At 33.0% G+C, this 15,237-nt stretch carries 15 protein-coding genes; 7 read left to right on the forward strand and 8 right to left on the reverse strand.

Annotation, left to right across the window (positions count from 1 at the left end; all coding sequences use genetic code 11):
• Positions 1-36: 36 nt before the first annotated feature.
• Complete coding sequence (pckA, locus tag B2U95_RS10870) at positions 37-1,653, reverse strand: phosphoenolpyruvate carboxykinase (ATP) (protein ID WP_296316239.1); 1,617 nt, start codon at positions 1,651-1,653, stop codon at positions 37-39.
• Positions 1,654-1,718: 65 nt separating this feature from the next.
• Positions 1,719-2,108 (reverse strand): DUF423 domain-containing protein, encoded by a 390-nt coding sequence (locus B2U95_RS10875; protein WP_296316241.1) that lies wholly within the window; start codon positions 2,106-2,108, stop codon positions 1,719-1,721.
• Between the two features lie 80 nt (positions 2,109-2,188).
• Here B2U95_RS10875 and B2U95_RS10880 point away from each other — a divergent pair, with 80 nt between their 5' ends.
• From B2U95_RS10880 to B2U95_RS10890, 3 genes are all read left to right on the forward strand, one after another.
• Positions 2,189-3,553 carry a saccharopine dehydrogenase family protein gene (locus B2U95_RS10880; RefSeq protein ID WP_296316244.1) on the forward strand — a complete coding sequence of 455 codons (1,365 nt, stop codon included), beginning with the start codon at positions 2,189-2,191 and terminating at the stop codon, positions 3,551-3,553.
• Positions 3,554-3,677: 124 nt separating this feature from the next.
• Complete coding sequence (locus B2U95_RS10885; RefSeq protein WP_296316247.1) at positions 3,678-4,148, forward strand: Lrp/AsnC ligand binding domain-containing protein; 471 nt, start codon at positions 3,678-3,680, stop codon at positions 4,146-4,148.
• Positions 4,149-4,310: 162 nt separating this feature from the next.
• Positions 4,311-4,829: a hypothetical protein gene (locus B2U95_RS10890; RefSeq protein WP_296316249.1), complete on the forward strand. Its 519-nt coding sequence runs from the start codon at positions 4,311-4,313 to the stop codon at positions 4,827-4,829.
• 2 nt (positions 4,830-4,831) lie between these two features.
• Here B2U95_RS10890 and B2U95_RS10895 read toward each other — a convergent pair whose 3' ends face one another.
• Positions 4,832-5,269, reverse strand: coding sequence for a hypothetical protein (locus B2U95_RS10895; protein ID WP_296316251.1), 438 nt, complete (start codon positions 5,267-5,269; stop codon positions 4,832-4,834).
• Positions 5,270-5,507: 238 nt separating this feature from the next.
• Between B2U95_RS10895 and B2U95_RS10900 the strand changes: the two genes are divergently transcribed.
• From B2U95_RS10900 to B2U95_RS10910, 3 genes are read left to right on the forward strand one after another with little or no spacing between them, the layout of a single operon-like run.
• A complete protein-coding gene (locus B2U95_RS10900; RefSeq protein ID WP_296316254.1) occupies positions 5,508-6,143 on the forward strand; it encodes a hypothetical protein in 636 nt (211 codons plus the stop codon).
• Positions 6,107-6,913 carry a sensor histidine kinase gene (locus B2U95_RS10905; RefSeq protein WP_296316257.1) on the forward strand — a complete coding sequence of 269 codons (807 nt, stop codon included), beginning with the start codon at positions 6,107-6,109 and terminating at the stop codon, positions 6,911-6,913. The genes B2U95_RS10900 and B2U95_RS10905 overlap by 37 nt, the downstream gene beginning before the upstream one ends.
• The gene (locus B2U95_RS10910; protein ID WP_296316260.1) at positions 6,903-7,583 is read left to right on the forward strand and encodes a response regulator transcription factor; all 681 of its coding nucleotides are present in this window, start codon (positions 6,903-6,905) and stop codon (positions 7,581-7,583) included. The genes B2U95_RS10905 and B2U95_RS10910 overlap by 11 nt, the downstream gene beginning before the upstream one ends.
• Positions 7,584-7,633: 50 nt before the next feature.
• On the opposite strand, the gene B2U95_RS10915 is transcribed toward B2U95_RS10910, so the two are convergent.
• The 5 genes from B2U95_RS10915 to B2U95_RS10935 form a co-directional block, all read right to left on the reverse strand.
• Positions 7,634-8,350 carry a Bax inhibitor-1/YccA family protein gene (locus tag B2U95_RS10915; protein ID WP_296316263.1) on the reverse strand — a complete coding sequence of 239 codons (717 nt, stop codon included), beginning with the start codon at positions 8,348-8,350 and terminating at the stop codon, positions 7,634-7,636.
• Between the two features lie 78 nt (positions 8,351-8,428).
• Positions 8,429-9,118 (reverse strand): zinc metallopeptidase, encoded by a 690-nt coding sequence (locus B2U95_RS10920; RefSeq protein ID WP_296316266.1) that lies wholly within the window; start codon positions 9,116-9,118, stop codon positions 8,429-8,431.
• 88 nt (positions 9,119-9,206) lie between these two features.
• On the reverse strand, positions 9,207-10,307 hold the full coding sequence (gene ald, locus B2U95_RS10925; protein ID WP_296316268.1) for an alanine dehydrogenase: 1,101 nt from the start codon (positions 10,305-10,307) through the stop codon (positions 9,207-9,209).
• A 524-nt stretch (positions 10,308-10,831) separates the two neighbouring features.
• Positions 10,832-10,993, reverse strand: coding sequence for a hypothetical protein (locus B2U95_RS10930; protein ID WP_296316271.1), 162 nt, complete (start codon positions 10,991-10,993; stop codon positions 10,832-10,834).
• 202 nt (positions 10,994-11,195) lie between these two features.
• Entirely contained in the window at positions 11,196-14,216 is a 3,021-nt protein-coding gene (locus B2U95_RS10935; protein ID WP_296316273.1) for a leucine--tRNA ligase, read from the reverse strand.
• A 126-nt stretch (positions 14,217-14,342) separates the two neighbouring features.
• Between B2U95_RS10935 and B2U95_RS10940 the strand changes: the two genes are divergently transcribed.
• Positions 14,343-15,221 carry a cell division protein FtsX gene (locus B2U95_RS10940; RefSeq protein WP_296316276.1) on the forward strand — a complete coding sequence of 293 codons (879 nt, stop codon included), beginning with the start codon at positions 14,343-14,345 and terminating at the stop codon, positions 15,219-15,221.
• The last annotated feature ends 16 nt before the right edge of the window (positions 15,222-15,237 follow it).

Raw genomic sequence — 15,237 nt, forward strand, 5'->3', positions numbered from 1 at the left:
ATTTAGAATCGCTTTTTTTATATTTAATTTTAACTACTAAAATGTATAGCGTTGTGGGCCTCCACGTCTAATTTCTTCAGAAGCGTAAGATTCAAACTGCTTAAAGTTTTTTCTAAATGAGTTAGATAACTTAAATGCCATTTTATAATAAGCTTCATCATCATTCCAAGTTGTTCTTGGACTTAACACGTCAGTTGGTACTCCAGGACAAGATCTTGGTTGAGCGACACCAAATACTGAATGTATATGGTAATCTTCATATGTATAATCACCTAAATCACCATTTAGTGCAGCATTAATCATTGCGCGCGTGTATTTAAGTTTCATTCGGGTTCCGACTCCATAAGGGCCAGCTGTCCAGCCTGTATTTACTAACCATACATTAACGCCAGCATCTTTCATTTTCTTACTTAACATATCTGCATATTCCGTAGGATGTAAAGGCATAAAAGGTGCGCCAAAACATGCCGAGAATGACGGCATAGGCTCTACAACACCTGCTTCTGTACCTGCAACTTTTGCTGTGTAACCAGAAATAAAATGGTAAGCAGCTTGGCTTGGTGTTAGCTTAGATATTGGAGGTAATACGCCAAAAGCATCTGCTGTTAAGAAAAATATATTCTTAGGGGTTTTACCAATAGATGGTTTTCTAATATTATCTATATGATAAATAGGATAACTTACTCTTGTGTTTTGTGTGATAGACGTATCTGCAAAATCTACAGCTCCTTTATCATCCAATACAACATTTTCGAGAATCGCTCCTTTTCTAATTGCTGCAAAAATCTCAGGTTCTTGCTCTTGTGATAAGTTAATCACTTTAGCATAGCAACCGCCTTCAAAATTAAATACAGTATTTTCTTTAGTCCAACCGTGCTCGTCATCACCAATTAAACTACGATTTGCATCTGTAGATAAGGTTGTTTTACCAGTACCTGATAATCCGAAGAAAATTGCTGTATCACCTTCTGGTCCTACATTTGCACTACAGTGCATTGGTAATGTTTCTTTAAAAACAGGTAGAATAAAGTTTAAAGCAGAAAAAATTCCTTTTTTAATTTCACCTGTATATCCAGTTCCCCCAATAAGTGCAATTTTGCGTGTAAAATCTAATATAGCGAAGTTATGTTGGCGAGTACCATCTACAGCAGGATCTGCCATAAAACCTGGGGCGTTTACTACAGTCCACTCAGGGGAAAAATCTTTTAATTCTTCTTCTGTAGGACGTAAAAACATATTATAAGCAAACATATTACTCCATGGATACTCATTAATAACTCTAATATTTAACTTGTAATCTTCATCTGCACACGCATAACTATCTCTTACGTAAATTTCTTTTTCATATAAATAGGCTGTTACCTTATCATATAGCTTTTGAAATTTATCACTATCAAAGGCTAAGTTGATATCTCCCCACCAAACTTTATTCTCTGTAATCGCATCTTTCACAATGAATCTATCCATTGGTGAACGCCCTGTAAACTCGCCTGTGTTAACAGCTAAAGCACCGGAAGAGGATTCCAACCCTTGATTTTTAGAAATTGTTTCAGCATGAAGTTCGTCTGAAGATAATTGATACTTAATTTTAGCGTTTTTAATACCGTATTGATCTAACGAAATCGTTTTCGTTGAAGATATATGGTTTACCATAATTTTTGTATTGTTTTAGGATACAAAATTAAAACTTTATTTTAAAACAACAGTGCGGATTAACATTAATCGACCTTTAACTTCAATATTCCGATTAACATAACCAACCATGCAATTATTAACGATAAACCACCAATAGGTGTTATTAAGGCAATGTTCTTAAAATCAAACCTTGAGAGTTCATTTGTAGCAAGTCCATAAATTGATCCAGAAAACAAAATTAGACCGATAATCACTAAATAAAATATGATATTTTTACTTTTTTGACTCACAAAAGATGTACCTCCTAAAATTAGTAATAAAAAAGCATGATATATTTGATAACGCACACCTGTTTCAAAAGATTTAATAGCATTAGCATCAACTAGTTTCTCCAAACCATGAGCTGCAAATGCCCCTAAACTAATTCCTAAAACCCCTAAAATAGCACCAGCTGTTAATAATTTTTTGTTCATATTAAAGTTGCTTTTCGGTTTCTATTCGTTATTGTATTTGTTACTTTCGTATTTTACAAAATTAGTCATCTAAAGCCAATATGCGAAAGATTTTAATCATCGGTGCCGGAAAATCGTCATCATACCTTATAAAATATTTACTAGATAAATCGCAATCTGAAAATTTTAAAATCACCATCGGTGATCTTAATGTTGCCAATGCTAAAAAACTTGTCGGTAATCACTCCAATACAGAGGTTATTCATCTCGATGTTTTTAATTCAGAATCGAGAATTACAGCCGTTAAAAATGCTGATATTGTGGTATCTATGTTACCTGCACGTTTTCATATTGAAGTGGCAAAAGACTGTATTACCTACAAGAAGCATATGGTAACAGCATCTTATGTTAGCGAAGAAATGCAAGCACTAGATGAAGATGCCAAAGCTAACGGACTTGTCTTTATGAACGAAATAGGTGTAGATCCTGGTCTAGATCACATGAGTGCTATGCAAGTTATAGACCGTATTAGAGACAAGGGCGGAAAAATGATTTTGTTTGAATCTTTCACAGGTGGCTTAGTAGCACCAGAAAGTGACAATAATCTTTGGAATTATAAATTTACTTGGAATCCTAGAAATGTTATTGTTGCAGGGCAAGGTGGAGCTGCGAAGTTTCTACAAGAAAGCCAATTTAAATACATTCCTTACAATCGTTTATTTAGACGTACCGAATTTTTAGAGATAAAAGGTTATGGACGTTTTGAAGCTTATGCCAATAGAGACTCTTTGAAATATCAGAATGTTTACGGATTAGACTATATAAAGACCTTATATCGTGGCACAATGAGACGTGTTGGTTTTAGCAGAGCTTGGAATGTTTTTGCTCAAATGGGAATGACAGATGATAGTTATACTATCGATGACAGTGCCAACATGAGTTATCGTGATTTTGTAAATGCCTTTTTACCTTATAGTCCAACAGATTCTGTAGAACTAAAATTTAGACATGCTCTTAAAATAGATCAAGACGATATTGTTTGGGATAAATTTTTAGAATTAGACATTTTTAACTCTAAAAAGATGGTAGCATTAGACAAAGCATCACCAGCTCAAATTCTTCAGAAGATTTTAATGGATAGTTGGACACTAAGTGCAGACGACAAAGACATGTTAGTGATGTATCATAAATTTGGCTATGAACTTAATGGGGAAAAATATCAAATAGATTCTACAATGGTTACTCTAGGTGAAGACCAAACCTATACTGCAATGGCAAAAACTGTTGGATTACCTGTTGCAATAGCGACTATAGCAATATTAAACGGTAAAATAAAAACACCTGGAGTTCAAATACCTATTACAAAAGAAGTTTACACACCTATTTTAGAAGAACTAGAAACTTATGGAATCGTATTTAAAGAGAAAGAGGTTTCATATTTAGGCTATAACCCATTAAATGTTTGAACTGAAGCTTTAATACATTAATCTATACCGTTACAAATACCAAAATAAAGACTCAATTTCTATTATATACTTTTAGATTGAAATCGTTTTCTTATTTTTAACTTTCAATTCTTGAACATTAGGTATGAAAATTAGTGATAAAGGTATTTTTATTGATGGTATTGATAAAAAAATACTGAGAGCCTTAATGGCAGATGCCAGAACCCCTATTTTAGAAATAGCACGTAATGTCGGCATCTCTGGTGCAGCAATACATCAGCGTCTCAAAAAACTTGAAAAGTCAGGTTTATTAGCAGGTTCAAAATTTATTATTAACCCAAAAGTTTTAGGCTATACAACCATGGCTTTTGTTGGTGTTTATTTAGATAAAGCCGTTAGTAATCCGGAAGCTGTTAAGCAATTAAAAAAAATTCCAGAAGTTATAGAATGTCATTATACAACAGGGCATTGGAGTGTTTTTATTAAGATTTTAGCTAAAGACAATGAGCACTTAATGCATGTGCTAAATTCTGAAATACAAAGTATAAAAGGAGTATCTCGTACAGAGACTTTTATTTCTTTACAAGAACAAATTAATCGCCAGATTAAGATATAATAAGTAGTAACTAATAACAGCAAATACTGCTGCTAAACAAATATTTACTACATTGTTATCTAATTTTTATGTGAAATCATAAAAAAAGACCCAAATCAATTCGTAGAATTTTGATGTTTTAATAAAAAAAATCAAGGTTTTACTTAACCTAAATCTTAAAATATGAAGGACCTACAACTTCTCACTATTTTATTTTTTTCTGTTATTACGCTATCGTGTAATAAAGATGAAAATAATGACAATCTTCCTCCACAACAAGAAACATTTGAAGCTACAATTAATGGAGGTACTTATGATAACTATTCATTTACAATAGGTGCTTATCAGATTACCAAAGGCACTAATGGCAATACGTTAAGTATAGATATCGCAGATCCTAATGGAGACATGGTTACACTATTCTTAAATGGAGATGGAGGCTTTAGCAGTAATACTGTTAAACCAATGGGAGGTATCGATTCTAATAACTTTGTGACTTATGGATTAATAAGACAATCTAACCCACAGCTTTCTTATTTTTCATCAAGTGGTAATGTTACAATAACCAATAATAGAGAACACCCAACAGAATTAGGACATCGCTTAATTTCAGGAACGTTTAGTATTACGGCTACTTCTAGCGATGGCTTAAATACGACTTCGATGACTGGCTCATTTATAGAATTAAATTATGTTGATTAGTATTAATAAATGCTAATTTTGAAATTGAGACAACAAAAAATGTGTTCTAAATTAGGGAGGTTCGTTGTGCCTGCTAAAGCTACCAAATCATAAATCATAGTAACTGTACCATCAACATCCTCCATATAAAAGCCTTGTGTTCCTTCCAGTGGTGGAAGACCTATGTCATCAATAAAAGACTGAGCAGATGCTACTCCAAAAAAATCGGTATCTGTAAAACCTATTGGTCCATTTGCTGTTGTTGGATCTAAAATAATAGAATAGCCTATAGTAGTTGCAGAACCAGTTTCTGTAACATAAATAAGCCCACAAGGTGCAGCATAATTTGCTAGTGTATGAATTGTTGTTGCGTCTGCATCAAAATATTCACAAAAATCTGAAACAGGATTAAATGTGGCATGTAGTACATTTTCAAATCCTTGCATGACTTTTGCCATCATTATTGATGGTGAGAAAAAAGTAATAAAAGTAATTTTGTTTTCATAGTACGTAGTTTTAAATTGTTTTCTCAAAGTTGTATCTCTGTGCTCAAAAAATAAGCGCAATTAAACCCATCTTCAGAATCAAGTACAAATACCTGATTTTAAAAAACATTTCTAGTAGATTATATTTAAGCCATTTTATTCTATAATTTTGGGAATACTAATTGTTTGCTTTTATAGATTCTAAGACATGGATATGCTTCACGATTTTTTTGACTATTTATGTGTCGTATTGATTATTGTCAATGCTGCACTATTCATCTATAGTTACAAAGAGAATCGCAGAAATCTATCGTATAGATTATTTTGTATGTACCTTATAATTTCTGTGGTTATAAACCTATTTGTAATCATACTAGGTAGTTATAAAATTAATAACCTCTATTTTTCTCATTACTATTTTATTCTTCAGTTTATATTATTATCACTCTTTTATAGAACCTTATTTATTAAAAACCAGAAACAGATTGTCTCAGCCGTTTTAGTAACTGTAGTTGGAATATTAAGTATTCAATATGCTTATTCACCAGAATTGTATTTTAAATTCAATACAACTGAAGTGTTTTTAACCTGTTTCCCAATTGTGGTTTATGCTATGATACATTTATATAACTCATTGAATAAATCACCAAAGTATCTGTATATTAATGCAGGTATTTTAATTTATCTAGCAACAAGTACTCTGATTTTTATTTTAGGAGATTATTTAAGTGGTTCTAATACTGGAGCTGTGAACAATATTTGGTTAATTAATAAAGTACTTTATGCAACTTATTTAGCATTAATTTTAACAGAATGGTGGAAGAACTTCAGGTTAATCAAGAACAAATAATTGATGCACTCGTCTATGGATTAATTTTCTTATTGTTAACAGCTCTAGGGATCATCCTTTTCTTTTTTTACTCAAGACGTAAAATTGTAAAGAAAGAAATTGAAAAATTTAATACTAAACTAGAGCATCAAAATAAAATTTTACAAACAACCATTAAGGTACAAGAAGAAGAACGCTATAGAATTGCGCAAGATTTACATGATGCTATTAGCTCAAAATTAAATGTAGTAAGCTTAACAACAAACGTATTATTAGAAGACAGCAAAATAAAGAATATACACAGGGAAGCTTTAGACCATATTCTTGATATTACGACGCAAACTCTAGAAAGCACCAGGAAAATTGCTCATAAGCTTTTACCTCCAATATTAGATAAATTTGGACTTAAAGTAGCACTTAAAGAATTATTTGATGAGTTTACTTCTAATACAAATATTAAAATAACATCTGATATAGACACCCTAGGTTTTTTAAATAAAAACAGTGCGCTTCATCTTTTTAGAATTACTCAAGAATTAATAAATAATGCACTCATACATGGATATGCAACCCATTTAGATATAAATCTTAAAAAAACCAACGATGGCTTCGTGCTTGTTTTTAAAGATAACGGAAAGGGCTTTGACATAAATAATAACTCAAAAAAAGCAGGTCTAGGTTTGCAAAATATAAATAGTCGTGTATCTATTTTAAAAGGAAATCTCAAAATTGAAAGTTCTTCTCAAACAGGAAGCAAATTCACCATAAATTGTAAATCTTATGCCCTCTAAAATAACCTTAGCACTTGCTGATGATGAACTTTTGTTTAGGCAAGGGCTTATCTCTATTATTAGTAAAGAAAAAAAATTAGACATCCTTTTTGATGCTGAAGATGGTAATGACTTGATTAAACAATTAAGAACTGCAGCTGTTAAACCTGAAATTATTCTAACAGATTTAAAAATGCCTGGTCTCAATGGTGTTGAAGTAACAAAACTCGTTAGACAAGAGTTTCCATGTATTAAAATCATAGCACTGACAAGTTATTACAGCAAGCAATTTATATTGAATATGATCTCTATTGGAGCTGTAGCTTATTTAGCAAAAAACAGCACCCCAAAACTTATGATTAAAACCATTAACGAAGTGGCAGAAAATGGATTTTATTATGATGACCAAGTGATGAATTACATACATGACGATTTACTAAATACAAATAAAGAAAACAGGAAATCTAACTTTGACAAAGCATTTCTTACAAAACGCGAAAGAGAAGTTATGACTCTAATCTGCAAACAATATACGACCAACGAAATTGGAGAAAAACTCTTTATAAGTCCTAGAACAGTAGAAGGACACCGCAACAATTTACTTAGTAAAACTGCTTCTAAAAATATTGCTGGTTTAGTTGTTTACTGTATTCAAAATAAGTTAGTCGACTTAGAAGAACAATTTGAATAAAAAAAGCCCTGATTTCTCAGGGCTATTTTTATAATGTATTAAAATCTTAATTAATCTCTAGATATAAATATTCTAAGTATATACCAGAATAATAGCATAAGAGAGGCGAATAAGCCTAAAGCTGCAGGAATATAGTCTTCAACTCCATATTGATTAACTAAGTTAGAGGTTTGGTATAAAATAGACCCACCGGCCAATAAACACATCCCAACAGAGAACCAAAGTCCTAAATTAAACCCAAATATAGTACCTGCTATAATTAAACCTATAGCTATAAAAAATCCGATAGTTAATCCTGTTTTTAAGAACGAAAAGTCTGTTTTTGTCATTAATACTGCAGCAGACAAGCCTGTAAATAAAGCTAATGTTACTATAGAAGCCTGATAAAGAATTTCTACACCAGAATCCATATAAAATGCGGCCATATAAATCATAGGCACAAAGATTAAAGCCTGAAAGAAAATATAAATCCCATAAGCTAAGTATTGCTTGTTTTTATCCGTAGTCTTTAACGCCATACCTTCAGCATAATTTGTGGCAAACATAAAGCCTCCAAGCATTAATAACCATTTATAACCTTCAGTCATAGAAAGCATAAAATTTATTATAGTTTCACTCTGCATTAATAAGTATTCAAAAAGAATAAATACAAGCACACCACCTGCTACATGAGAATACGTTTTTCTGTAAAAGGCTACACGTTCAACATCTGAAAGGCTACCGATCAAAAGTTTTTCTGGTAGCTGTTCTGGTAATTGGTTTTCCATAGTTTGATTAATTTATATATTTTAAAGTAAGTATTTTCTTTAAATAAACCAAAAAAAAGCTCTAATTTATAATAGTTTTTATCTTCTACTTAAAAACATACTTACAAAGTAGAGTAGTGTTGCTAATGAACCTAACGCGGCAACTAAATAGGTTCTTGCTGCCCATTTAAGTGCATCCTCGGAACCTTTATATTCGTCTGGAGTTACCATGTTTTTATTCTTTAACCATGCCAATGCTCTATTGCTTGCATCATACTCTACAGGAAGTGTTATAAATGTAAATAATGTCGTTACTCCAAATAAAACAATACCCAGCAGAAAAACAGAGTTACCAAAAGCAGTACCAGAAGCAGACAAAAATAGACCAGCCATAATAACAATATTAGAAAATTTACTACTTATCCCAACCGCAGGTACAATTGCAGAGCGCATTTTTAACCAACTATAAGCTTGTGCATGCTGAACAGCATGGCCAACCTCGTGCGCAGCTACAGCTGCTGCCGAAGCATTTCGCTGGTTATAGATAACCTCACTTAGGTTTACCGTTTTATTTCTTGGATTGTAATGATCGGTTAATTGCCCTGGAGTAGAAATAACCTCAACATCTGTAATGCCATTATCTGCTAACATTTTTTCAGCAATTTCTCTACCACTCATTCCGTTTCTAAGACTTACCTTAGAATAAAGGGCAAACTTGCTTTTTAATTTTTTGCTCACAAAAGAACTCACTAAAAAAATAACACCTGCAACTATATAATATCCTATCATATCTAATACTTATTAAAATTATCTTCAATAATTATAACAAATAGTACGCCAAAATTTAGTTAAGAAATTTTGTCAGGTTATTACAAACTTAAATGGCGTCAACAGACCAATTAAAGGCTTCGGCTATTTCTTGGTAAACAATTTTACCTTTAACTACGTTAAGTCCTTTTGCTAATGTTTCATCGTTTTTACATGCGTTTTCCCAACCTTGATTTGCGAGACGTAAAACGTATGGTAACGTAACATTTGTTAAAGCTAATGTAGATGTATAAGGTACAGCTCCAGGCATATTAGCAACACAGTAATGTACAACATCATCTATAATAAAAGTTGGGTCTTCGTGTGTTGTCGCTTTAGTTGTTTCCATACATCCACCTTGGTCAACAGCCACATCAACCAATACAGTTCCTGGTCGCATGTCTTTTAACATATCGCGTGTAATTAATTTAGGTGCTACTGCACCTCTAACCAATACACCGCCAATTATTAAATCGTGATCTTTTATACGTTTTCTAATATTATATTCGCTCGAAAACTCAGTAACCACATGAGGTGGCATTACATCATTTACGTAACGTAATTGTTTCATATTAATATCCATAACCGTTACATTTGCACCTAAACCAGCAGCCATTTTTGCAGCTTGTATACCAACAACTCCAGCACCAAGCACTAATACTTTTCCAGGAGGCACACCAGGAACTCCTCCTAATAATACTCCACGACCTTTAATTGGTTTTTCTAAATATTTCGCACCTTGCTGAATGGCCATGCGACCAGCAACTTCAGACATTGGTGTTAATAATGGCAGTGACCCATCTTTGTCTTCAACCGTTTCATAAGCGATACAGACCGCTTTACTAGCTAACATTGCCTTAGTTAAAGGCTCGCTTGATGCAAAGTGAAAATACGTAAAGACAACATGGTGCTCCTTTATTAATGGGTATTCTTCTGCAATAGGTTCTTTTACTTTTATAATCATGTCTGCAGCAGCATAGACGGCTTCAATAGTATCTAAAACAGTTGCACCAACAGCTTGGTAATCTTTATCAAAAAAACCACTGCCAAAGCCAGCATCTTTTTGCACAAATACGTTATGATTGTTTTTAGTGAGTTCGAAAACTCCTGAAGGAGTCATTCCCACTCTGTTTTCGTTGTTTTTAATTTCCTTTGGAACTCCAATTTTCATTTGATAATTTTTAAGTTGAAAAAAATCTACTAAATGAAATTCACCATAAAATGATTGAAAATATGACAACCAAATTAATTAGGCTCCTTTCATTTTTGTAGATTTTGAGGTTAATAGCACTGTGAAATACAATTAAAAAAACTATCTATCCAAATTTGATTATAAAAATGAAGTGATTTTTATGGAATTATTATTTTGAAGGCTTTATTTTGAAAAGTTAATAATAAATAACTCATTTTCAGATAAATACATTAATAGACGAAGGTGTAATAGTTTCGATGAAATGAAAATTAAAAAAAGTTCTCGATATAAAATACTGAAAAACGCATGTCACTCGAACTGATATAACGTAAAAACATAACGTATGAAAGGGCACGTCACTTCGAGTGGTTTGTGAGGAACGAGCAAATTGTATCGAGAAGCTAATTAAATAAGTGGAAAAAGTTTTCAGATGGTTCTCGATACAAAATGCTAAAAAACGCATGTCACTCGAACTGACGTAATAATTAAAAAACAACTGTTAACTACTCTTGTAATTGAGTCACCTCAATAACTTTTTGATTTATGAAGATAATCAGAAGTAGTTCTTCTTTTGGTTCGAAAAAACTTGGTGGTCTGCCTAATCTATAGATAAAAGATTCTTGTTCTAAATTCACTTTAGAAGTTGGCTCTCCTAATAATCCCACAACTTCGTCTTTAGTTTTACCTATTAATAGCTGATTTTCAATAATATCGTCTACTAATTTATAGCGTGTTGCACGCTCGATTCTCCAGATATCTTTATCAAAACGCTCTTCGAAAAACTAAATCAGAGACGAACTCAAAATAAATGCTACAAAGAAAAATAACCCAATTTGATCATTTCGCTTTAGTCTTAATCTCATAAACTTATCCTACAATATTTACAATTTTACCAGGAACTACAATCACTTTCTTAGGTGAACGACCATCTAATTGCGCAATGGTTTTTTCGTTTGCCAAAACAGCAGCTTCAATATCGTCCTTACTTAAATCTAAAGATAACTCAATTGTAAAACGTGTTTTGCCATTAAAAGAGATTGGATATTCTTTACTACTTTCCACTAAATAACTAGCATCAAACTCTGGGAACGATGCTTTAGAAATAGAGTCACTATTTCCTAACTGCGACCATAATTCTTCTGCAATATGTGGTGCATAAGGTGACATTAAAATCAATAAAGGTTCTAAAATCTCCTTACTTGTACACTTTTGAGCTGTTAACTCATTTATAGCAATCATAAAAGTAGAGACCGATGTATTGAAAGAGAAATTCTCAATATCTTCTTGTACTTTCTTTATGGTTTTGTGTAATGTTTTTAAGTTGTCTTTTGTTGGCTCTGCAGCATTGATATTTAATCCGTTTTCACCAATATACAATTTCCATAGTTTCTTAAGGAAATTATGGACACCTGTAATACCAGCTGTATTCCAAGGTTTGTATTGCTCTAATGGCCCAAGAAACATTTCGTAGAGTCTTAAACTGTCTGCTCCGTAATCTGCAACAATATCGTCTGGATTGACAACATTTAATTTTGATTTAGACATTTTTTCAACTTCCCTACCAACAGTATAGTTTTCGTTTTCAATTAATATTTTTGCATCATTATTTCCATAACTACTCTTGAAATCCTCAATTATTAATTCATCAGATGAATTAACAAATTTCACATTTACATGAATTGGATTACAATTTGATTCAAAATTTTCAAAAACATCAAACTGATCTACTAACACATGATTTGGATTTTTTGAGTGAAACTCATCTTTTAACTCATCTATGAAACTTGTTAATTTACCTTTTTCTTCTTTTGATAAACTTTTTCTGTTATCGTAAATCGTTTTAGGTATATAAATATTTCCTTCAAAAAATGAGCTGTATGCAAGTTTATCTTCTTCAGTTGACTTAGATTTTCCATCTCTAAAGTTAAATCCAAAGGGTAAATGTAAAACATAAACAAAAGCACTAGTTCCCAATATCATCCCTTGGTTAATCAACTTTTTAAAAGGTTCTTCAACGTTTACAAACCCACGATCTTTTAAAAGCTTTACCCAAAAACGTGAGTATAATAGGTGGCCTGTGGCGTGTTCGCTTCCTCCAATATACAAATCGACGTTTTCCCAATAGTTGAGTGCGTCTTCGCTTGCAAAGGTGTCATCGCGCATGGCATCTTCCATATACCGGAAGAAATACCAAGAACTGCCTGCCCAACCTGGCATGGTGTTGAGCTCTAAAGGATGAATTGTTGTATTGTTTATTTTATCGTTGCTTACAACAGCATTACTTTCTGTATCCCAAGCCCAAACATCTGCACGTCCTAAAGGTGGTTCACCTTCTTCGGTTGGTAAATATTTTTCTACTTCTGGTAATACAATTGGCAAATGTGCTTTAGCAATCATTTGTGGCATGCCGTTGACATAATATACTGGGAATGGTTCTCCCCAATAGCGTTGTCTTGAGAACACTGCATCGCGTAAACGGTAATTGGTTTTACCTTCTCCTTGCCCGATTTTTTCTAATTCGTAAATGGCACGTTTGCTTGCCTTTTTACAGTTCATTCCGTTAAGGAAATCACTATTTGCAATCTTTACATTGTCTTTAGAACCATACGCTTCTTCAGAAATGTCTACGCCTTCAAAAATATTAGGAATTTCAATTCCAAAATGATTAGCAAAATCATAATCGCGCTGGTCACCACATGGTACAGCCATAACTGCTCCAGTTCCGTAACTTGCTAAAACGTAATCCCCAATCCATATTTGAACAGGTTCTTTTGAAAATGGATGCTCTGCATACGCTCCTGTAAACACTCCAGAAATGGTTTTTACATCTGCCATTCGCTCGCGTTCGCTTCGCTTAGCTGTTTTTAGTATGTAGGCTTCTACCTCAGCTTTTTGAGCTTCAGTTGTCAGTTGTGAAACTAGCTCGTGTTCTGGCGCTAATGTCATAAAGTTTACACCGAATATTGTGTCAGGGCGCGTCGTAAATACATCTATGTTTTCATCATGTCCATTAACGTTAAATGAAACCGTAGCACCAACAGACTTCCCAATCCAGTTGCGCTGCGTTTCTTTTAGTGCATCAGTCCAATCAATAGTATCTAAACCTTGCAACAAACGCTCAGCATAAGCAGAAATTCGCATGCTCCATTGCGTCATTTTTTTACGCACTACAGGATAACCTCCACGTTCTGAAACTCCATTAACAATTTCATCATTGGCTAAAACGGTTCCGAGTTCTGGGCACCAGTTCACTTCTGTTTCGGCTAAATAGGTTAATCTATATTTTAATAAAACTTCTTGTTGTTTTTCAGAGGAGTAGCCATTCCAATCCTCAGTTGTAAATGATTCTATATTATCATCGCAAGCGGCATTGACTGTTGTGTTTCCTTCCAAAGAAAATAGTTTAACCAACGTCTTTATATCTTCCGCTTTATTTGAATCGTTATTATACCAAGACTCAAATAATTGAATAAAAATCCATTGTGTCCATTTGTAATATTCAGGATTTGAGGTTCGCACTTCTCTACTCCAATCAAAAGAAAATCCGATTTGATCTAACTGTCTGCGATACGTTTTAATATTCGTTTGAGTTGTAACAGCAGGATGCTGACCCGTTTGGATAGCATATTGTTCTGCAGGCAATCCAAAACTATCATAACCTTGAGGATGCAACACATTAAAACCTTTGTGACGTTTGTAACGTGCATAAATATCACTGGCAATATAACCTAATGGATGACCAACATGTAAACCTGCTCCACTTGGGTAAGGGAACATATCTAACACGTAGTATTTTGGCTTCTCGCTTGTGTTTGAAGCTTTAAACGTTTCATTTTTTGCCCAGTAGTCTTGCCACTTCTTTTCGATTTGATTGAAATCGTACCTCATAGTGCTATTTTCCTTGAAATAAGGCACAAATTTAAAGGTATTACAACACAATAAAAAACTAAACGTTGTAATACTGCACAGATGTAAATTCTTTATTATTTTTACAGTACTAATTAGCATTAATCCATGGCATCATCATTTGACAATTATCAAAAGCGCAAACTTATATCCTCATACATCTCTGTAGTAGTAAGTATTGCGTTGGTTTTATTCCTTTTAGGATGCCTTGGCCTTTTAGTTATTAACTCTAAAAAAGTTGCAGATCACTTTAAAGAACAAGTGGTTATGACCATATACATAAACGATACAGCTAAAGAAGTTGAAGTTAATCAGCTTAATAAAAGCTTGGCCATGGCAGATTACACCAAAGAAGCAAAATATGTATCTAAAGACGAAGCTGCTGAACTTATGAAAGCTGAAACTGGTGAAGACTTTATGGATTTTGTGGGTTATAATCCGCTAAAGAACTCTATTGACGTATACCTTAAAGCAGACTACGTAACTACTGAACAGTTAACAGAAATAACAGAAAGTCTCTCTAACAAAGCGTTTATTGAAGAGATTAAGTACGACAACGATCTCGTTGAACTTATGAATAACAATGTAAAGAAAATCACCTTTTGGGTATTACTCATCAGTGGTTTATTTACGCTAATTGCAGTTTTATTAATTAATAGTTCTATTCGCTTAGCTGTCTATTCTAAACGTTTTATTATTAAAACAATGCAAATGGTTGGTGCAACAAAAACATTTATCCGTAGACCTTTTGTTTGGAAGAGTGTGCAATTAGGTATTTTTGGTGCTATTGTTGCTTTAGCAGGTATGGCAGTAGTACTTTATTATTTAGATATTACATTCCCAGAATTAGAGCTTCTAAGAAACACAATTCCTATTATTGCGCTATTTGCTGGAATCTTCTTTTTAGGTGTCATCATTACTTGGATAAGTACTTTTATTGCAACACAGCGTTTCTTAAATTTAAAGACGGATCAGTTGTATTATTAGTCTTTAAATACCAAAA

The sequence above is a fragment of the Winogradskyella sp. UBA3174 genome (assembly GCF_002364335.1).
Classification (GTDB): domain Bacteria; phylum Bacteroidota; class Bacteroidia; order Flavobacteriales; family Flavobacteriaceae; genus Winogradskyella.